The organism is Microbacterium tumbae (assembly GCF_054780175.1).
This window is the reverse complement of record NZ_BAAGWV010000004.1, coordinates 1-16,838: the sequence shown is the minus strand read 5'-3', so window position 1 is coordinate 16,838 and position 16,838 is coordinate 1. Positions and strand designations below refer to the sequence as shown.

Below are 16,838 nucleotides of genomic sequence, written 5' to 3'. Positions count from 1 at the left end.
AAAAATCCTGACATATCATGTCAATCTGCATTTCCGAACCTCGATACCTTGCGGCGAACACGGCCTAGGCTGGAGCCATGAGCGAGACGCGGGTGCACCTGTCCAAGACCGAGCCGGCTGCGTATCAGGCGCTGGACGCCTTCTCGAAGACGGTGGGGGAGATCTGCGCCGCGAACGGCATCGACGATCGCCTCAAGGAGATCGTCATGATCCACTGCTCGCAGCTCAATGGATGCGCGTACTGCACCCGCATCCACGTCGATCGCGCCCTTGCCGCTGGGCTCGGCGCGGATGAGCTCACGCAGATCCCCACCTGGCGCGAGAGCGGAGTCTTCTCCGAGCGCGAGTGCGCCGCGCTCGAGCTCGCGGAGGCGTTCACCTTCATCCACGAGGACGGCGTCCCCGACGACGTCTACGACCGCGTGGGAGGCGTCTTCACGGAGAAGGAGTACGCCGCTCTCAGCTGGGCGTGCGTGTCCATCAACGCGTTCAACCGGATCGTCGTCGCCGGTCGCTATCCCGTCCCGCCACGGCAGCCGAAGGCGGACGCATGACCGTTCTCCGCATCGAGGGGGTCTGGAACGTCAGGGACGTCGGCGGGCTTCCGGCGAAGGACGGGCGGATCCGTGAGGGGCGGCTGCTCCGATCCGCCCATCTCGCCGGCGCGACGCCCGCCGGCGCACGCGACCTGCGGGAGCGGGTCGACCAGATCGTCGATCTGCGGGCGGACGACGAAGTTGCAGCCGACCCCTCGGCGATCGTCGGGCCGGTCATCACCCGGCTCCCGCTGTTCCTGGGGTCGGTCGCCTCGTTCTTCGAGGAGGACAGCAGCCTGGACGAGCTCTACCGCCACCTCCTGGAGGAGAGTGGCGCCAGGCTCGTGGCGGCCTTGCGCGTGATCGCCCAGGGCGAGCGCACCCTCGTGCACTGCACGGTGGGCAAGGACCGCACCGGTGTGACGGTGGCCCTCGCCCTGGACGCGGTCGGCGCCGACCGCGACGCCATCGTCGCCGACTATGCGCTGACGGAGTCGCAGCTTCCGGCGGAGCGCAACCGGCGCATCGCCGAATACCTGCGCGCGCAGCATCCCGAGGCCAAGCACGTCGTCGCGCTCGCGACCCGGTCGCCCGCCGAGGCGATGCAGACGGTCCTGGCCATGATCGACGAGCGCTGGGGATCGACGGTCGGCTACCTGCGCGGGCAGGGGATGGCAGATCCCGAGCTCGAGGCGCTGCGGGCGGCTCTCGTCGAGAGGTACTGATCGCGGATAGGTTAGGCAACCCTTGGCGAGTGATATGCTGAAGGAATCATGACCACTTCCGTCGAGTTCCGGTCCGCACGCGCCGAGCGCCGTGCGGCTCGTCAGCGTTCCCACCACCTGGTGACCGCGGACGAGGGCTCGCTGGCGGATCTCGAGGTCTTCCTCGCGACGCTGCCGCTCTGCGCCAGCGGCCGGATCTTCATCGAAGTTCCGGAGACCGCCGACATCGGCACCGTGGAGGCGCCGCCGCGGATGACGGTCACCTGGCTCGCCCGCGACACCCGCAGCGGCGCGCCGGGCACGGGGCTCTTCTGCACCCCCGGTTCCGCGCTCGCCAGGGCGACGAACGCCTGGGCGGATGAGATGCTCTGCGAGGACGCCGGGATGACGCACGTCACGCTTCTGGGCGGCTACCTGGGCACGGCGGACATCGTCGAGCACCTGACCGAGGTCCGAGGCGTTCCTGTGGCGTCCATCCATGCCCCGGAGCGGTTCGGACTCCTCCCCGTCGAGCGCTGAGCCTCAGCCGCGTCTCGCGCGGGATCTGCGGACGTACCCGCCATCCTCCAGCCCTGCTTCGATCTCGAAGCGGTTGCGCAGCGGGTCCCGACCCGCGAACAGGTAGAGCACCGGCATGAGGAAGCCGTAGCGCAGCCATTGCGCCTTGTGCACGGCCTCATGGCGGAGCACGGCGTCGCTCGGTGCGCGATCGCCGGTGAGGAAGCATCCGCCGACGCAGACTCCGCCTCGGTTGAACGTCCACGCCGGCATCCCGCGGAAGACCCATAGACCCTCTCGGCGCTCGACGGGACCGGTGCTCCACAGCCAGCCCCAGATCCAGCCCACGGCCGTCCCCCACGCATAGCCGGCTCGGCTGATCGGGGAGCGCAGCAGGAACGAGGGGATGCGCCGGTCGAAGCGCCGGCCCCGCTCCAGGGCGGCCTCGGCGGCGGGACGCCAGTTCGCCGCGACGGCGTTCATGCCACCGCGCCGACGAGTCGCAGGAGGGCGCCGAGATCCTCGACGGCATCCGCGGGGGAGCGCGGCGCGAACCCGGCGATGGTCGCGCCTGCGAGGGGGACGCGGTCCCGCAGCGCGCGCAGCGCCGCGGTCAGCTGAGCCGTGGTCGCCCCGAACGGCGCGGGGTCGGAGACGCCGACGATCTCGGAGGGATCGAGAACATCGACGTCGATGTGCACCCAGACGCGCGATGCCCCTGTCGAGGCGATCGCGTCGGCGATCGCACCGGGATCGCCGAGGGCGTCCGCCCGCAACGAGGTCAGCGCGCTCAACGGCGCCTCCTCGGTCGCGTCCACGGCCCTCGCTCCGACGACGACGACCCGTTCCGCGGGGATGCCAGGGGCGAGGGCCAGCTGCGGCTCGCCCTCGCCGAGGACGGCACGCAATGCCATGCCGGAGAAGGCGCCGGACGGAGACGTCTCCGGAACGTGAAGATCGGGATGCGCGTCGCACCAGAGGACGGCGAGATCAGCGGTGCCTCCCGGCAGGGCGTCGAGGGCGGCGACGGTCACGCTGCAGTCGCCGCCGATGACGACCACGCCCTCATCGATCTGGTCGTGCAGCTGCTCGCGCACCCTCTTGAGCGCGCTCAGGCGGTGCACCCCCGTGCCGAGCGACTCGCCGGCCTCGAGAGGAACGTCCAGCACCGTGGTCACTGCTCGGGGCAGATCCCCCGAGATCGCGGTGGCGCCATCGGTGAGCAGCATCGCGCGCGCGGCGGGGGAGCCCTGCCACTGCGGGACGACGAGGAAACGGGCCATGGGGCCTCCGAGGGGAGAGGAAAGGCGGATGCCCCGGACCGCCGGCCCGGAGCATCCGCCCGGAGATCAGGACTCGAGCTGTCCCTGGGGTGCGCCGCCGGCCTTGAGCTCGGCGAGGCGCGCCTCCACCTCGGTGAGCTCGCCGAGGTCGTCGAGGCTCTCGAACTGGGCGTCCAGGCTGGAAGCCGCGAGCTCGACCTTGCCCTGCGCGATCGCCTCCTGGCGGCGGACCTTGTCCTCGAAGCGACCGAGCTCGCTGGTGGGATCGAGAACGTTGATCGAGGAGACCGCATCCTGCACCTTGGTCTGCGCTTCGGCGACCTTGGCGCGGGCGAGGAGCTCGCTGCGCTTCGACTTCAGCTGCTCCAGCTTCTCCTTCATGCCGTTCAGGCCGCTCTTGAGCTTGTCGACGATCTCGGTCTGCGAGGCGATCGTGGGCTCGGCGGCCTTGGCGTCGCGCTCCTCGCCGATCTGGCGCTGGAGGGCGATCTTGGCGAGGCTGTCGAACTTGTCGGCATCGGCGGTGTTGCCCGCGGTGCGCAGCTCATCCGCCTTCTTGCTGGCGGCGAGGGCCTTGTTCCCCCAGTCCTTGGCGGCCTGGACGTCCTCCTCGTGGTCGCGCTCCAGCAGACGCAGGTTGCCAATCGTCTCGGCGATCGCGGCCTCGGCATCGGCGATGCTGTTGGTGTAGTCGCGGACGAGCTGGTCGATCATCTTCTGCGGGTCCTCGGCGGAGTCGAGGAGCGCGTTGATGTTCGCGCGGACGAGGGTCGAGATGCGTCCGAAGATGGACTGCTTGGCCATGATGTTTCCTTTCGGTTGGTGCGTTGTCGTGGAAGTCGATGTCCGGTGGTGCTTCTCAGCGGCCTCCGCGGGAGGATCCGCGCGATGAACTGCGGGAGCTGCTGCGTGAGGAGCCGCCGAAGCTGGACGGCCGGTAGCTGCGGCCTCCTCCGCCCCGGCCTCCGCCTCCGGAACTCCAGCCTCCGCCTCCGGAACTCCAGCCTCCGCCTCCGGAACTCCAGCCTCCGCCTCCGGAGGACCGGCCGCCGCCGCTGATCAAGCCGCCGAGGATGCCGCCGAGGATGTCCCCGCCGAGGCCGCTGTCGCCGCGATAACCGCCGCCGTAACCGCCGCCCCATCCGCCGGTGTCGAAGGACGTCACGTCGGCCTGGGCCGCCGAGGTCGCCGCCTGGGCGAGGTCGTAGGCACGACTCGCGTGGTTCAGCGCCTGCGTGGGATCCGTCGCCTGCAGGGCGATCGCCTGAGAGAGCGCGGCCTGCGCTTCGGCCAGCCGCGTGCGTGCGGTGGCCCCGATCCCGCCACGACGGGTGGTGATGAACTGATCGGCGGCGGAGATCTGTGCCTGCGCCTGCGTGATGCGCTGCTGCAGCAGCTGCGCATTGCGCTGTGCGAGGGCAAGCGCGTCCCGCACCTGGGCGACGATGCCGTCGATCTGGGCGTTCGCCGCGGCCAGGGCGTCGAGGGCCCGCTGCGGATTGCGCGGCGACGTCTGCAGGGCGGCCTGCCCGTCGGACACCTGTGCGCGGGTCCCGGCGATGACGGAGGCGAGCTGCCCCTGCGGGTCGGGCAGCTGCGCGGCCGCCGCGAGATCGGCTTCCAGCTCTGCGATGAGGGCCTTCGCCTGATCCTCGATCTTCGCGAGGTCGGCTCCGAGCGTTGCGACGGCGGCGGTCAGCTGCTCTCCCTGGGCGAGTGCCTGCTCGGCCGTGCGGATCGAGAACGCGGCTTCGCCGGTGGCGTTCGCGGCGAGAGCGGTCTCGGCCTCCGCGATCTCCCTGTCGGCGAGGGCGAGTCGATCCTGCGCCTGGGTCGCGTTCTCCGCGACGGTGCTGAGGGCGGCGGCATCATAGGTCTGCGCGAGGGAGGCGAGAGCGCCCGGCGCGGCCGCGATGATCTGCTGAGACTGCACACGACGAGTCCTCAGCCGCTCCAGCGCCTGGGGCGCCTCCGCTGCGAGCTTGCGGAGCTGGGCGAACTCCTCCGCGTTGGCCTCGAGGAGATCGTCGGCCGCATCGCACAGCTGGATGATCTGGATGTGCCATGCCCTGCGCTGCTCCGCCGTGTCGGGGACCTCGTCGTCCAGCTGCTGCTTGAGGGCGAAGGCCTCGGAGAGCTTGGCCTTCGCCTGCTCCACGACATCGGCGAACGCGGTCGTCGAGTCGTCGCCGAACTGGGCCACGGCGAAGCCGAGCTCCTCCTTGCTCGCGGTGACGGCATCGTCGGCTGCGACCAGTGCGCCGCCGGCCTGGGTCTCGAGATCGGCATCGCTGACGCTCGAGAACGGGTCGTTCGGATCCGGGACCGCGGGCTGCGCGCCGCGCTTCCGCTTGCGTGCGCGTGAGACCAGCACGACGATGAGGACGACGACCGCGGCGACGACGACGAGTGCGAGAAGGATCCACCCGATCGGGGAGGGGCCGGGGAACGCATCCGCGGCAGCCGTGATCACTCCGGCCCAGTTCTCGGCGCGCATCTCCGGCACGAAGGCATCCTCGATCGCGTCGAGCTGGGATTCGGCGAGCACGCCTTCGGATGACGCGGAGAAGCCGTACTGCGGCGTGCTGACGTCGATGGCGATGAGATACTGATCGTCGCCGAGCCCGTTGTCGATGGCGACCGTGTCCGCCCACTCGACGTTGTCCGCCGGATCCGTGAAGCCGTCGACGAAGACGACGAAGAGGGAGGCCTGGGAGGAATCGGCCAGCTCTTCGAGGCGATCGTTCGCTGCGGCGAGCTGATCACCGGAGAGCACACCGGCGTCGTCCGTCACGAATCCGGAATCCAGCGCGAGCGGTGGCACCGCCGCCGCTCCGGACGTCGCCCATCCCGAGGCGAGGATCGCCCCGATCACCCCCAGGACGATCGACATCCGAGACCGCATCGTGCTCCCTCCGCGGAGCCGCAGAGCCCCCATGCGCATGAGTCTATTCACTGTTGTCGAGTGACGATAGCGACTCTAGGGAAACAGTCTGTGTCGTCGCCGGGAACCCGGATCGCGACGCATACGCTGGAAGGCATGGACGACAGGTACGGCTCGGATGTGCTCTCCGCCGGCTGGCGCGAGCGGAACGCGAGGAAGGTGCCGCAGGTGCCCGCCGAGCTCGACCTGGTCGTGGAGGTGGCGCAGGACGGATACTGTGGCGCGATCGTGAAGGTGCAGGGCGGGAACGTCGAGCTCGAGGACCGGAAGGGGCGCAGGCGCCTCTTCCCGCTGGGCGGCGGGTTCCTCGTCGACGGCGAGCCTGTGAGGCTCGTGCCCCCGGCGCCGAAGACGCAGGGACCGCGCCGCACGGCGTCCGGGTCCTTCGCCGCCGTCGATCAGCGCGCGAGGATCGCTCTGCCGAGCCGCATCCTCGTGGAGGGCAGGCACGACGCGGAGCTCGTCGAGAAGGTGTGGGGCGCCGACCTGCGTGCCGAGGGCGTCGTCGTGGAGTTCCTGCGGGGCGTGGATCTGCTCGACGACATGCTCGCCGCCGAGCCGCCGAGCGAGAAGCGGCGGTACGGCGTGCTCGTGGACCATCTCGTCCCCGGTTCCAAGGAGTCGCGGATCGCGGACGCCGTCGCGAAGGGGCCGCACGGGAGGCATGTGCGCATCGTCGGGCATCCCTATGTGGATGTCTGGCAGTGCGTGAAGCCGGAGGCGCTGGGCATCGCCCGCTGGCCGGAGATCCCGCGGGGGATCGAATGGAAGATCGGCGTGTGCCGCGCGTTCGGCTGGCCGCACGAGGACCAGGCGGACATCGCGCGCGCCTGGCAGCACATCCTCAGCAGGGTCACGACCTACCGCGACCTGGAGCCCGCCCTGCTCGGGCGCGTCGAGGAGCTCATCGACTTCGTCACGGCGCCGGCGTAGCCGCGACGCGCTCCGCGCGCCGATTCACACGAATGCCACGCGCGGCGTCGGCGCGTCGATGAAGATGCGCCCCTGCGGGCTGATCCATTCGATGGTGCCGTCGGCGCGCTGTCTCACGCTCCATCTATGTCTGTCGAGAAGATCCGGATGCTTCAAGGGATGATGCTGTGCGCAGAAGCAGGCCAGATTGCGCAGTTCCGTGCGCCCGCCCTTGGCATGGTCGTGATTGTGGTCGATCTGACATCTGCGAGCGGGTCTGCGGCATGCGGGGAATCTGCATCGCTGATCCCTGGCACGCAGATACCGCTTCATCTCCGCCGTCGGGGCGTAGGCATCCGTCGCGGTGAGCATCCCCTCCGGCGCCAGGAACAACCGCGACCAGGACGGCGCGTACCCGGCCAGCTCGCGCACCTGCTCGGGGAGGACGGGGCCGACGCCGTCGAGCTCGCCCATGCGGTCGTCCTCGCCGGTGAGGGTGGACGAGGCGACGGTGACCTGCACCGTCGCCCTGATCGCTTCGGCGGGGGTGCCGATCAGCGAATCCGCCCCGCCTGCCAGCAGCAGCTCAAGCATGACGTCGGCACGGATCTGGGCCAGCGAACGCTCGTCCGCGTCGTCAGCGGCACGAGATGCGATCAGGGCCTTCGCCATCTCGTCGGCACGGTCGTACGCCGCGCGAACGAGGAGCTCGGGGCCGGTGATCTGCATCTCCCCGACCCCGTCGCCGCGAGAGTACACGTGCACGCCGTGGAAGTCGCGGGCCCGGCGGTGACGCTCGGCGACGTCCCCCGGCGCGATGTCCGCGGCGATCATGCGTGCCATGGCCTCCGTGCGCCCGGCGGACTCGGTGAGGGCGACGTCCAGGGCACGGCGTTCGTATTCGGCGCGGTCGGCATCCGTCGCATCGTTCAGCGCCGTGCCTGCGGCGACGATCGCCTCGGCGTGACGGAGGGTGACGAGGCCGTCCTCCATGGCATCCAGAACTGCCGGACAGCAGTGCGCGATCGTGTGCGCTCGATGCAGCATCCCGTCTGCGACGCCGGGCGAGAGATGACCCGCCGCTGCGATCTCGGCCGCGAGAGAGCGCACCGCCATGTCGTGATAGCGGGAGCCGAAGGGATCCTGCGCGAGCAGCAGATCGAATCGCGCGGCCAGCATACGCACGCGACGCGCGTCGATGGAGGCGGCATGGCGGCTGGACAGCTCCCACATCGAGAGGAGGGAGTCCTCTTCTCGGGTTCGACTGTCGACAGCGGTTGCCATATCTCATTATGGCATATAGATACGCATCAGGGCAACTAATAATGAGCCGTAAATAGAACAGAGATACGAACAATGCTCGTGTGCGGCGACCGCGCGACACGTCGCGTGCGCGGGCTTATACCCTGGAGGGATGCCAGAGCCCCGCACCTTCCGCGAGGAACCCGTCTCGTTCGTGCGCCGCAGCGGTCGCATGTCCGAGGCGCAGGAACGCGCTTTCGAAGAGCTCGCACCGCGCTACCTGCTCGATGTGCCGCGCGACGTCGCCTGGACGAGCGTGCACCCTGAGGCACGGCTCGACGTGGCGTCCGAATACGGACGGACCGCGCCGCTGATCGTCGAGATCGGGTCCGGGCAGGGGCATGCCATCGTCTCCGCCGCCTCCTCGCGCCCCGAGGACGACTTCCTGGCTGTCGAGGTGTTCCGTGCCGGCCTCGCGCGCACCATGCTCGACGCCGACAAGGCGGGCGCGCGCAATCTGCGGCTCGTCGAGGCCAACGCGCCGGAGGTGCTGGCGACCTACCTTCCAGAGGGGAGCGCCACGGAGATCTGGGTGTTCTTCTCGGATCCGTGGCACAAGAAGAGGCACACGAAGCGCCGGCTGATCCGCGAGGGCTTCGGCGAGGTCGCGGCACGCGCTCTCGCCGGCGGCGGGCTGCTCCGTCTCGCCACCGACTGGGAGGACTATGCGCTCCAGATGCGCGAGGTGCTGGATGCCGAGCCGCTCTTCGAGCGCGCTTTCGACGGCGATTGGGCCGAGCGCTTCGACGGCCGTGTCATGACCGCGTTCGAGCGCAAGGGGCTGAACAAGGGCCGCGACATCCGCGATCTCGCCTACCGGCGGACGCCGCGCCCGTGAGGACCGCGGCGACGACCCGGCGGCCGGCGCTGATCCCGGCGGCGCTGGTGTGCCTCGCCGCTCCCGCCGTCTTCGTCGTGCATCTCGTCTGGCTCGGCTGGCTGCTCCTCGCGATCGGCATCGGCGTGGCGTGGGCGCAGGAAGGGAGGGCTGCGACGGCATCCGCGGTCGTGCGGATCGGCTCACGGCGCGAGAACGCGCGTCCGATCGGCCGTGCGCGCTCGCTCACCAGGGATCTGTCGCTCATCGCGATCGGGATGCTGATCGTCAGCGCGATCCCGCTGGCGGCCGAACTCGACGATCTCGCCATGCTGCGCTTCACGATCGCTCTCGGCGGCGCCGTCCTGGTGCCGTACGCGATCTCCCGCTTCCTCTACCGGGACAGGGCGATCTCCTTCCCCTGGCGCACCGGGAGACGCTGGCGACGGCTGCAGTGGGGATGGCTGGTCGCGGTGCTCGCGCTCGGCTGGCTGATCCTGCCGTTCTACTTCATCACCAGCGGCGTCTACCTGAACTGGCCCGTCGTCGACACGCCGGAGCTCATCGCGCGGCTCTTCGTCGGAGTCGGCGCCGTGGGCATCTGGGACGAGCTCTTCTTCATCTGCACGGTCTTCGCGCTGCTGCGCCGGCATCTTTCCGACGGGGCGGCCAACGTCCTGCAGGCTGTCGTCTTCGTCTCGTTCCTCTGGGAGCTCGGCTACCGTTCCTGGGGGCCGTTGCTCACCCTCCCGTTCGCGCTGCTGCAGGGGTTCATCTTCCTGCGCACGCACTCGCTGGCGTACGTCGTGACGGTGCACCTGCTGTTCGACGCCGTCGTGTTCGGCGTGCTCGTGCACGCTCACAACCCCGGTCTCGTGCCGATCTTCCTGCTCTGAGCGCGCGGATGCGGGATGATGAGGGCATGATCATCGCAGGTCTCATCCTCGCGGCTGCGGCCGCCGCCTTCCACGTCTTCATCTTCGCGCTCGAGTCGCTGCGCTGGACGGACCCGCAGACGCGCAAGATCTTCGGGGTCGAGAGCGAGGCGGACGCCATCACGATGAAGCAGCTCGCCTTCAATCAGGGCTTCTACAATCTGTTCCTCGCGCTCACGGCGCTGCTGGGCGTCGGCCTGTACTTCTTCGGCGCGCCGATCGTAGGGCTCAGCCTCGTCTTCGCGGGGACAGGCATGATGCTCGCCGCCGCCCTCGTGCTCGTGCTCGCCGATCGCAGCAAGGCTCGCGCCGCCGCCATGCAGGGGACGCTCCCGCTCCTCGCGGTGGTCGTCACCGCGATCGGCGTCGGAGTCAGCTGACGGATGCGACCGGCTGGCGCAGCAGCGTCCGGCGCCTCGCCGGGTCGCCCCTGCGAGGATCGCTGAAGTAGATCTCGTGGTGACGACCGGTCATCCTCAAGCCGTTCCGTGGAAGGAAGTCGTCGTGCATCGCGGCGAGCACAGGAGCCTCGTCGTCGAAGGACCCGACGTGCAGCGTCTGTACGCAGAGCCCTTCCGAGAGGGGTTCGAAGCGGACCTCGTGGAAGCGGCCGGCGGGGTTCTTCCCGGACGCCTTCGCCACGGCATCCTCGAACATCGCCGTCGTGATCCACGCCGGCTGCAGGATCATCAGCGTCCATTGCCAGGCGGCCTTGTCCCGAGCGCTGGTGAATGAGGCGTGGTCCTCGGCCCACCAGAGACCTTCCAGCGGCATCACGACGTAGTCGCGGTCCAGTGCGTTCCTGCTGGCGAACTTGAGTCCGTAAGCGAGGGGGTACAGTGCCTCCACGGCGGTGGCGAACGCGGGGGAGAGAGGTTCGGGTCGCCGTGCCCGTCGGTCTTCAGATACGAGAGATCGGGGACCTCAAGGATGCGGAACTCGCCCCTACCCGCTCGGTAGGAGTCGAGCTCCTTCTTCAGATCGACCTTCGTCATACGGTGATTGTGTCAAGAGCCTCGCCACTCCGGGACCCCGACGGCGTCAGCGCACGAATCCTGCCTGCAGCCGTCCACCGGCGCGCTCGAGCTCTCGCTCGACGACGTCGGCGAAGGCCTCGAGCCGGCCGGCGAGCAGAGGTGCGGCCAGATCGTCGGCCCTGGCACGGTCGAGCGCTCGCAGCCTTCGCGGAAGGTGCTTGCCGGCGCCGATCCACCGGCCCTCGGACAGCAGCACGAGCTCGGCGGTCTTCTCGAACGCGGTCGCCGCGAGAACCTGCCGCTCGAGCGGATCCGTGGCGTCGTACAGGTCGTCGACGACGTCTGTGAGCTGATACCTGCGGAAGGCGAGTTCGTCTGCGGACACCGTCGGTCCCGCGGCCAGGCGCTCGGCCCACGTCCGGCGGAGCGTGGCGAGATCCGCACTGCTCCGGACGGGTACCCCCTCGACCAGCATGTGCACGATCACGGGCCGGAAGTCGTCGATGCCGCGCTCCGCCCACTCCGTGAATCCCGCGCGCGTGTAGGCGAACACCTCGAAGATCTCTCCGGCGAAGGCGTACGTCGCCGCCAGCGAGGAGGCGTCGTCGAAGAGGTCGTCGCCGATCAGCAGCAGGTCGATGTCGCTGGTTGCGGTGCGCTCTTCGCGCGACGTGCTCCCGGCGAGGACCGCGATCTCGGCGCGCGGGAACCGCTCGGCGACGAAGCGCTCGGTGAAGGCCGCGTAATCCATCCGAGCTCAATCCAAGGCGCCAACTGCGTGGAGCGCGGTCCGAAGCGCTTCGACGCCGGTGAAATGGATCGTCGGTATTCCGAGTGCGGTCGCACCGGCCAGTTTGCCACGGGAGTCATCGGTGAAGTAGATCTCCGAGGGCGCATGCTCAAGGACATCGAGCACATGTTGGAATACCCGTGGGTCGGGCTTCGTCCAGCCGATTTCCGCGGAGTTGAAGACGGCATCAAAATAATCGTTCAACCGCATTTGAGCGCTCTCCTCCGGGATCGCGTCGGTGCCGTTCGTCAAGATCGCGGTTCGCACTCCGCGTGAGCGGAGCTCATCGGCGAGAGCGAGGACATCTGCATCCACGCGGTACGGCTGACGCGCCCATTCCGCTGCTGCATCATGATTGCCGAGCTCCCTGCCGAGATGCTGCACCCACGTGGCATGGGACATCTGTCCGGTAGTCACTCGCTGAAGCAACGCGGGTTCGAAGGCTATCGCCTCGATCACGCCGGACGCGATCCCATGCCGTCGCTCGATGACGCTGACATACTCAGGGTCGAAGTGCCGGACGACGCCATCCAGGTCGAAGAGCACGGTACGGATCGCGAGCACCAGGTCACGCTATCAGGAGTGCACAATACCGTCGTACGGGCCCAGCCAGAGTGGTGCGCACCACAGCGGTGCTACAGCCACTTCTTCGCCTTGAAGACCGCGAACAGTCCGACGCCGACGCCGAGCATGAGCAGCATCGCGAAGGGATAGCCCCAGGCCCAGTGCAGCTCAGGCATGATGTCGAAGTTCATGCCGTAGATGCTTCCGACGAGCGTTGGGGCGAAGAGGATCGCGGCCCAGGACGAGATCTTCTTGACCTCGTCGTTCTGTGCGAGCCCGAGCTCGGTCATCCGGCGCATCTCGTCGTTCTGCCGCTGGGCGACGAGGGTCGCGTTCAGGGTGAGGGCGTTCTCCAGGATCGCGCGGAAGGCGTCGGCGCGCTCGACGATCCGCAGGGTGTGGTCGAGAACGTCGCGGAGGTTGCGCTGCAGCTCCAGGTCGACCTCGTACTTGTCGGAGCCGCGGCGCAGGCCCTCGAGCATGTCGACGAGAGGGTGCGTGGCGCGCTGGAAGTCGATGACCTCGCGAGAGAGGCCGTAGATCCGGCGGGACACCGCTTCGTCCGCGGCGAAGAGCTGGTCCTCGATCTCGTCGATGTCGTTCTCGAGGCCGGCGATCACGGGCGCGTACTCGTCGACCACCTCGTCGAGGATCGCGTACAGAACAGCCTCGGGCCCCATCGCGAGGAGGTCGGGGGCGGCCTCCAGCCGGCGGCGGACCCGGCCGAGGCTCGGAGACTCCGCATGACGGATGGTGACGACGAAGTCCGGGCCGACGAACAGGTGCAGCTCGCCGAACTCGACCTCCTCGGACGCGTCGAGATAGCGCGCAGGGCGGAGCACGACGAACAGGGTGTCGCCGTAGCGCTCGAGCTTGGAGCGCTGGTGCCCGGAGAGAGCGTCCTCCACGGCGAGGGGGTGCAGGCTGAACTCGTCGGCGATCGACTGCACCTCCTCGCGGCTGGGGCGGTACAGCCCGATCCAGGCCATGCCGTTCCGTTCGCGCAGGATCTCGTACGTCTCGGTCAGCTGGGTCGGGTTGCCGGTGCGGCGTCCGTCGACGTAGACGGCGTTGTCGATGAGAGCGGTCATGATTTCACCTCGATTGCTCGCTTTGACGCGGCGCCGGGCGGCGGCGCGGTGGAGCGCGCCTGCGCGCGCGGTGACGCCACCGCCTGCTCGCGTGGATCAGCGCATCGAGATGCCGACCGGCGAAGCCTGAGCGATGGCGCGGCGACTATCACTGGACATCGCGCATCACCTGCCTTCGGTCGGTTCCTGGCCGGATCGGCCTCGAACAGCGTACACCTGTGCGCCCGTTCTGCAGGAGTCGGCGTCCGTTCTGCAGGATCGCATCCCCGTTCTGCAGGAGCGGGCGTCCGTTCTGCAGGACGCGAAAGGCGGGGAGAGGCCGGAACAGCCCCTCCCCGCCTTCGACGGCCCGGGTCCTCCTGTGGGAACGGCCGGGATGTCCTGCGGAACAGCTCGGCGATCCTGCAGAACGGCCGGGTCCTCCTGTGGGAACGGCCGGGATGTCCTGCGGAACAGCTCGGCGATCCTGCAGAACGGCCGGGTCCTCCTGTGGGAACGGCCAGGGCGGCCGGCAGAACAGCCTGCTCAGAACCTCAGCAGCACCTTGCCGATGCGGCCTGGGGCGTCGCTCGCGCGAACGGCCTCGGCGGCATCCGCGGCGTCGAAGACCCCGGCGACAGGCAGGGTCAGCGTTCCTTCGGCGACCCGCTGGACGAGCTCGCCGAAGAGGGAGCCGCGGGTCGCGGCATCCATCGCCCGGCTCACCCTGCTGCCCCAGAACCCCTTGACCGTCATCTGCTTGAAGATGACGTCGCCGGAGGCGATCTCCATGGTCGGCGAGTCCATCGCGCCGAAGGCGACGAGGGTGCCGTTCTCGGCCAGCAGCGACAGCACTTCTCCGGAGGAGGTCCCGCCGACGGAGTCGACGCCGGCGACGAGGGGCGCACCGCCGGTGATCGCGGACGCCTGCTCGCGCCAGTCTCCCTGATCGGTGGCGACGACGTTGCCGATGCCCTGCGAACGCAGCTCCTCGACGCCGGCCGTGCGCCGGACGAGGCCGAGCACGTTCACGCCGCGGGCACGGCCGAGCTGCGAGAGCATTCGTCCGACCGCTCCGTTCGCGGCGTTCTGAACGATCCAGTCGCCCTCCTGCACATGCAGGAACTGCAGCAGGCTGATGGCGCTGAACGGCATCGAGACCAGCTGGGCGGCCGCCTCGTCCGGCAGCGCCTCCGGCACAGGGACGAGCCCTGCCGCCTTCGTGACGACGTACTCGGCCCAGACGCCGAACGTCCCTCCGGTCGCGACGCGCTGGCCGACGGCGAGGCCGTCGACGCCTTCGCCGAGCGCATCGACGATGCCAACCGCCTCGGTTCCGGAGGCCGCCGGCAGTTCCGGCTTGAAGCCGTAGTCACCGCGGATCGTCCAGATGTCGTGGTTGTGGATCGGGGAGAGGACGACGCGCAGGCGGACCTGGCCCGGACCGGGCTCGGGCAGCGGGCGCTCTTCGAGGGCGAGGACGTCCTCGGCAGGACCGAAGGAGTGGTGCACGAGCGCGCGCATCAGTCGTCCGAGACCGTGATCGTGACCTCGATGTTGCCGCGCGTCGCATTCGAATACGGGCACACCTGGTGCGCGGCGTCGGCGAGGGCCTGCGCCTGGTCGTGCGGCAGGTCGGGGATGACGACCTCGAGCTCGACGGCGAGGCCGAACCCGCCCTGCCCGTTCGAGCCGATCTGCACGCGCGCGCCGACGGAGGAGTCCGCGATGGAGATCTTCTGCGCGCGGGCGACGCCCTGCAGCGCCGAGTGGAAGCAGGCGGCATAGCCGGCGGCGAAGAGCTGCTCCGGATTGGCGCCGTTCCCCGATCCGCCCATCTCCGCGGGGATCGCCATGTCGAGGTCGAGGCGCCCGTCGCGGGTGACGACGTGGCCGTTGCGGCCCGCGCCGGTGGAGAGCGCCTCCGCGGTGTAGATGGCTTCCATGATGATGTTCCTTTCGAGAGGCGGTCAGTGGTCTTCGTGCGCGCCTGCGCTCTGCAGGCGGGCGGTCAGCCCGTGCAGGTCGTCGATGAGGCGCCGCAGCTGCGCGGCGTCCCGGATGCCGGCGAGCTCGGCGATGCTGGCGTGCACCGAGGAGAGCTCCGCACGCAGGGCTCGTCCTCGCGGCGTGAGGCGCACGGTGACGATCCGTTCGTCAGCCGTGCCGCGCTCCTTGGCGACGAGGCCGGCCTGTTCGAGGCGGCGGACGAGGGGGGAGAGCGTGCCGGAGTCGAGCTGCATCGCCTCTCCGAGCGATCGGATCGTCTGTTCGCCGTCGTTCCAGAGCACGGCGAGCACGAGGTACTGCGGATAGGTCAGCTGCCATGGCACTAGCAGCGCTCGGTACGCCTGCGTCGTGGCGCGGGACGCGGAGTAGAGGGAGAAGCACAGCATCTCGTCGGTCACGCTCATGACATCGATTGTGCACAACTCAGTTGTGCGTGTGCTGAGTGCCTGCCGCCACCGTCCTCGTCAGCGCGGACGGCGGAGCCTGCTCAGCGTCCACACGATGCCGGCGGCGAGCAGCAGTGTCGCGAGGAGACCGGCGACATGCAGCCACAGTGACAGCGCACCACGACTCGGCAGGAGGAATCCGTACGGCACCCAGCCATCCGTCACGCCGCGGACGAGTGTGACGATCAGCCAGAGGATCGGATAGGGCAGCACGATCCACAGGTATCGCCAGCGCAGCGGAGGCCGGTCGGCGACGAGCGTCCAATCCAGCAGCATCGTGAGGGGCAGCGCGACGTGCAGGATCGCGCTCACCCAAGGCGGCGCCGACCCCGTGCCCGGCACGAGCAGGTTGTAGATCACGCCGACCACGATCATGCAGGCCGTAGCGACACCGCGGGCGTAGATGATCCAGAGCGGTGTACGACCGCCGAGTGTTCCCGAGGCGAGCAGGACAACCGCGCTGAGAAGCGCCGTGAGATTCGTGAAGTATCCGAAGTAGTCGAAAAGACTTCCGTCGCCCGCGGCGATCCGAAGTGCATAGGCATAGCAGAGCACTCCCAGCGCGATCACGCCGATCGACAGTCGCAGCAGTGCGACGCGGTCGATGCCAGGGGCTGGTTGCGTGCGCACCCGATCAGAGTACGGTGCCGCTTCCGGGGCGAGGCATCCGACCATCGCATCCCGACGGCGTCCGACGCGCCCGGGCAGCTCGGCGGTGTTCTCGGAGCCGTCCCTCCAGGTGATATCGTCGTTCGGTACGCCTCCGTAGCTCAGTGGATAGAGCGCCGGTTTCCGGTACCGTAGGTCGCAGGTTCGACTCCTGTCGGGGGCACGATCGCATGGAGAGCCGCTCGTTTCGAGCGGCTCTCCATGTCTTCGAGGGCGATCCGTCTCCAGGGGGAGGCTTATCGGCAAGAACGTGTGGATGGGTTCGGGTGTGTCATGCGCGTCCTGCCCATCCTGAGCGGGTCCAGAGGCCTTCGGTCGGGTCGAGTCCGGTGTCGTAGAGAGCCGGACGGGGGCGCTCCT

General features: G+C 69.0%; 20 protein-coding genes and 1 tRNA gene. 8 read left to right on the top strand and 13 right to left on the bottom strand.

Going from position 1 to position 16,838, the window contains the following annotated elements; translation table 11 throughout:
- Nucleotides 1-77: 77 nt before the first annotated feature.
- The 3 genes from ACYVGQ_RS15085 to ACYVGQ_RS15075 are packed head-to-tail and all read left to right on the top strand — an operon-like array spanning nt 78 to nt 1,780.
- Complete coding sequence (locus ACYVGQ_RS15085; protein WP_460785490.1) at nt 78-554, top strand: carboxymuconolactone decarboxylase family protein; 477 nt, start codon at nt 78-80, stop codon at nt 552-554.
- Nucleotides 551-1,261, top strand: a complete 711-nt coding sequence (locus ACYVGQ_RS15080; RefSeq protein ID WP_460785489.1) for a tyrosine-protein phosphatase — start codon at nt 551-553, stop codon at nt 1,259-1,261. The genes ACYVGQ_RS15085 and ACYVGQ_RS15080 overlap by 4 nt, the downstream gene beginning before the upstream one ends.
- A gap of 48 nt (nt 1,262-1,309) precedes the next feature.
- A complete protein-coding gene (locus tag ACYVGQ_RS15075) occupies nt 1,310-1,780 on the top strand; it encodes an SIP domain-containing protein (protein WP_460785488.1) in 471 nt (156 codons plus the stop codon).
- A 3-nt stretch (nt 1,781-1,783) separates the two neighbouring features.
- Here ACYVGQ_RS15075 and ACYVGQ_RS15070 read toward each other — a convergent pair whose 3' ends face one another.
- The 4 genes from ACYVGQ_RS15070 to ACYVGQ_RS15055 form a co-directional block, all read right to left on the bottom strand.
- The gene (locus ACYVGQ_RS15070) at nt 1,784-2,242 is read right to left on the bottom strand and encodes a Fe-S oxidoreductase (RefSeq protein ID WP_460785487.1); all 459 of its coding nucleotides are present in this window, start codon (nt 2,240-2,242) and stop codon (nt 1,784-1,786) included.
- A complete protein-coding gene (locus ACYVGQ_RS15065) occupies nt 2,239-3,042 on the bottom strand; it encodes an arginase family protein (protein WP_460785486.1) in 804 nt (267 codons plus the stop codon). The genes ACYVGQ_RS15070 and ACYVGQ_RS15065 overlap by 4 nt, the downstream gene beginning before the upstream one ends.
- Before the next feature lie 66 nt (nt 3,043-3,108).
- The gene (locus ACYVGQ_RS15060; RefSeq protein ID WP_460785485.1) at nt 3,109-3,846 is read right to left on the bottom strand and encodes a PspA/IM30 family protein; all 738 of its coding nucleotides are present in this window, start codon (nt 3,844-3,846) and stop codon (nt 3,109-3,111) included.
- 55 nt (nt 3,847-3,901) lie between these two features.
- Nucleotides 3,902-5,980 (bottom strand): TPM domain-containing protein, encoded by a 2,079-nt coding sequence (locus ACYVGQ_RS15055; RefSeq protein WP_460785484.1) that lies wholly within the window; start codon nt 5,978-5,980, stop codon nt 3,902-3,904.
- A 102-nt stretch (nt 5,981-6,082) separates the two neighbouring features.
- Here ACYVGQ_RS15055 and ACYVGQ_RS15050 point away from each other — a divergent pair, with 102 nt between their 5' ends.
- The gene (locus ACYVGQ_RS15050; protein WP_460785483.1) at nt 6,083-6,919 is read left to right on the top strand and encodes a DUF3097 domain-containing protein; all 837 of its coding nucleotides are present in this window, start codon (nt 6,083-6,085) and stop codon (nt 6,917-6,919) included.
- A 24-nt stretch (nt 6,920-6,943) separates the two neighbouring features.
- Here the strand turns inward: ACYVGQ_RS15050 and ACYVGQ_RS15045 are convergent, their stop codons facing one another.
- On the bottom strand, nt 6,944-8,182 hold the full coding sequence (locus ACYVGQ_RS15045) for an HNH endonuclease signature motif containing protein (protein ID WP_460785482.1): 1,239 nt from the start codon (nt 8,180-8,182) through the stop codon (nt 6,944-6,946).
- Nucleotides 8,183-8,312: 130 nt separating this feature from the next.
- Between ACYVGQ_RS15045 and trmB the strand changes: the two genes are divergently transcribed.
- The 3 genes from trmB to ACYVGQ_RS15030 are packed head-to-tail and all read left to right on the top strand — an operon-like array spanning nt 8,313 to nt 10,332.
- Nucleotides 8,313-9,038: a tRNA (guanosine(46)-N7)-methyltransferase TrmB gene (gene trmB, locus ACYVGQ_RS15040; RefSeq protein WP_460785481.1), complete on the top strand. Its 726-nt coding sequence runs from the start codon at nt 8,313-8,315 to the stop codon at nt 9,036-9,038.
- Nucleotides 9,035-9,913 carry a CPBP family intramembrane glutamic endopeptidase gene (locus tag ACYVGQ_RS15035; RefSeq protein WP_460785480.1) on the top strand — a complete coding sequence of 293 codons (879 nt, stop codon included), beginning with the start codon at nt 9,035-9,037 and terminating at the stop codon, nt 9,911-9,913. Before trmB ends, ACYVGQ_RS15035 begins: the two co-directional genes overlap by 4 nt.
- Nucleotides 9,914-9,939: 26 nt before the next feature.
- Nucleotides 9,940-10,332 (top strand): DUF1304 domain-containing protein, encoded by a 393-nt coding sequence (locus ACYVGQ_RS15030; protein ID WP_460785479.1) that lies wholly within the window; start codon nt 9,940-9,942, stop codon nt 10,330-10,332.
- Here the strand turns inward: ACYVGQ_RS15030 and ACYVGQ_RS15025 are convergent.
- From ACYVGQ_RS15025 to ACYVGQ_RS14990, 8 genes are all read right to left on the bottom strand, one after another.
- The gene (locus ACYVGQ_RS15025) at nt 10,325-10,801 is read right to left on the bottom strand and encodes a GyrI-like domain-containing protein (protein WP_460785478.1); all 477 of its coding nucleotides are present in this window, start codon (nt 10,799-10,801) and stop codon (nt 10,325-10,327) included. The genes ACYVGQ_RS15030 and ACYVGQ_RS15025 overlap by 8 nt on opposite strands.
- A 192-nt stretch (nt 10,802-10,993) precedes the next feature.
- Nucleotides 10,994-11,680: a hypothetical protein gene (locus tag ACYVGQ_RS15020; protein WP_460785477.1), complete on the bottom strand. Its 687-nt coding sequence runs from the start codon at nt 11,678-11,680 to the stop codon at nt 10,994-10,996.
- 6 nt (nt 11,681-11,686) lie between these two features.
- On the bottom strand, nt 11,687-12,283 hold the full coding sequence (locus ACYVGQ_RS15015) for an HAD family hydrolase (protein ID WP_460785476.1): 597 nt from the start codon (nt 12,281-12,283) through the stop codon (nt 11,687-11,689).
- A 71-nt stretch (nt 12,284-12,354) separates the two neighbouring features.
- Entirely contained in the window at nt 12,355-13,374 is a 1,020-nt protein-coding gene (gene corA / locus ACYVGQ_RS15010; protein WP_460785475.1) for a magnesium/cobalt transporter CorA, read from the bottom strand.
- Nucleotides 13,375-13,899: 525 nt separating this feature from the next.
- Complete coding sequence (locus ACYVGQ_RS15005; RefSeq protein ID WP_460785474.1) at nt 13,900-14,877, bottom strand: zinc-binding dehydrogenase; 978 nt, start codon at nt 14,875-14,877, stop codon at nt 13,900-13,902.
- Nucleotides 14,877-15,299, bottom strand: coding sequence for an organic hydroperoxide resistance protein (locus ACYVGQ_RS15000; protein WP_460785473.1), 423 nt, complete (start codon nt 15,297-15,299; stop codon nt 14,877-14,879). Before ACYVGQ_RS15000 ends, ACYVGQ_RS15005 begins: the two co-directional genes overlap by 1 nt.
- A 24-nt stretch (nt 15,300-15,323) precedes the next feature.
- A complete protein-coding gene (locus tag ACYVGQ_RS14995) occupies nt 15,324-15,767 on the bottom strand; it encodes a MarR family winged helix-turn-helix transcriptional regulator (RefSeq protein ID WP_460785472.1) in 444 nt (147 codons plus the stop codon).
- 60 nt (nt 15,768-15,827) lie between these two features.
- On the bottom strand, nt 15,828-16,439 hold the full coding sequence (locus ACYVGQ_RS14990) for a Pr6Pr family membrane protein (RefSeq protein ID WP_460785471.1): 612 nt from the start codon (nt 16,437-16,439) through the stop codon (nt 15,828-15,830).
- A gap of 129 nt (nt 16,440-16,568) precedes the next feature.
- Here ACYVGQ_RS14990 and ACYVGQ_RS14985 point away from each other — a divergent pair.
- Nucleotides 16,569-16,641: transfer RNA gene (locus ACYVGQ_RS14985), tRNA-Arg, on the top strand.
- The last annotated feature ends 197 nt before the right edge of the window (nt 16,642-16,838 follow it).

Coding starts and splice junctions, on each gene's coding strand:
- ACYVGQ_RS15085 (WP_460785490.1), top strand. CDS start 78: ATGAGCGAGACGCGGGTGCACCTGTCCAAGACCGAGCCGGCTGCGTAT.
- ACYVGQ_RS15080 (WP_460785489.1), top strand. CDS start 551: ATGACCGTTCTCCGCATCGAGGGGGTCTGGAACGTCAGGGACGTCGGC.
- ACYVGQ_RS15075 (WP_460785488.1), top strand. CDS start 1,310: ATGACCACTTCCGTCGAGTTCCGGTCCGCACGCGCCGAGCGCCGTGCG.
- ACYVGQ_RS15070 (WP_460785487.1), bottom strand. CDS start 2,242: ATGAACGCCGTCGCGGCGAACTGGCGTCCCGCCGCCGAGGCCGCCCTG.
- ACYVGQ_RS15065 (WP_460785486.1), bottom strand. CDS start 3,042: ATGGCCCGTTTCCTCGTCGTCCCGCAGTGGCAGGGCTCCCCCGCCGCG.
- ACYVGQ_RS15060 (WP_460785485.1), bottom strand. CDS start 3,846: ATGGCCAAGCAGTCCATCTTCGGACGCATCTCGACCCTCGTCCGCGCG.
- ACYVGQ_RS15055 (WP_460785484.1), bottom strand. CDS start 5,980: ATGGGGGCTCTGCGGCTCCGCGGAGGGAGCACGATGCGGTCTCGGATG.
- ACYVGQ_RS15050 (WP_460785483.1), top strand. CDS start 6,083: ATGGACGACAGGTACGGCTCGGATGTGCTCTCCGCCGGCTGGCGCGAG.
- ACYVGQ_RS15045 (WP_460785482.1), bottom strand. CDS start 8,182: ATGGCAACCGCTGTCGACAGTCGAACCCGAGAAGAGGACTCCCTCCTC.
- trmB (WP_460785481.1), top strand. CDS start 8,313: ATGCCAGAGCCCCGCACCTTCCGCGAGGAACCCGTCTCGTTCGTGCGC.
- ACYVGQ_RS15030 (WP_460785479.1), top strand. CDS start 9,940: ATGATCATCGCAGGTCTCATCCTCGCGGCTGCGGCCGCCGCCTTCCAC.
- ACYVGQ_RS15020 (WP_460785477.1), bottom strand. CDS start 11,680: ATGGATTACGCGGCCTTCACCGAGCGCTTCGTCGCCGAGCGGTTCCCG.
- corA (WP_460785475.1), bottom strand. CDS start 13,374: ATGACCGCTCTCATCGACAACGCCGTCTACGTCGACGGACGCCGCACC.
- ACYVGQ_RS15005 (WP_460785474.1), bottom strand. CDS start 14,877: ATGCGCGCGCTCGTGCACCACTCCTTCGGTCCTGCCGAGGACGTCCTC.
- ACYVGQ_RS15000 (WP_460785473.1), bottom strand. CDS start 15,299: ATGGAAGCCATCTACACCGCGGAGGCGCTCTCCACCGGCGCGGGCCGC.
- ACYVGQ_RS14995 (WP_460785472.1), bottom strand. CDS start 15,767: ATGAGCGTGACCGACGAGATGCTGTGCTTCTCCCTCTACTCCGCGTCC.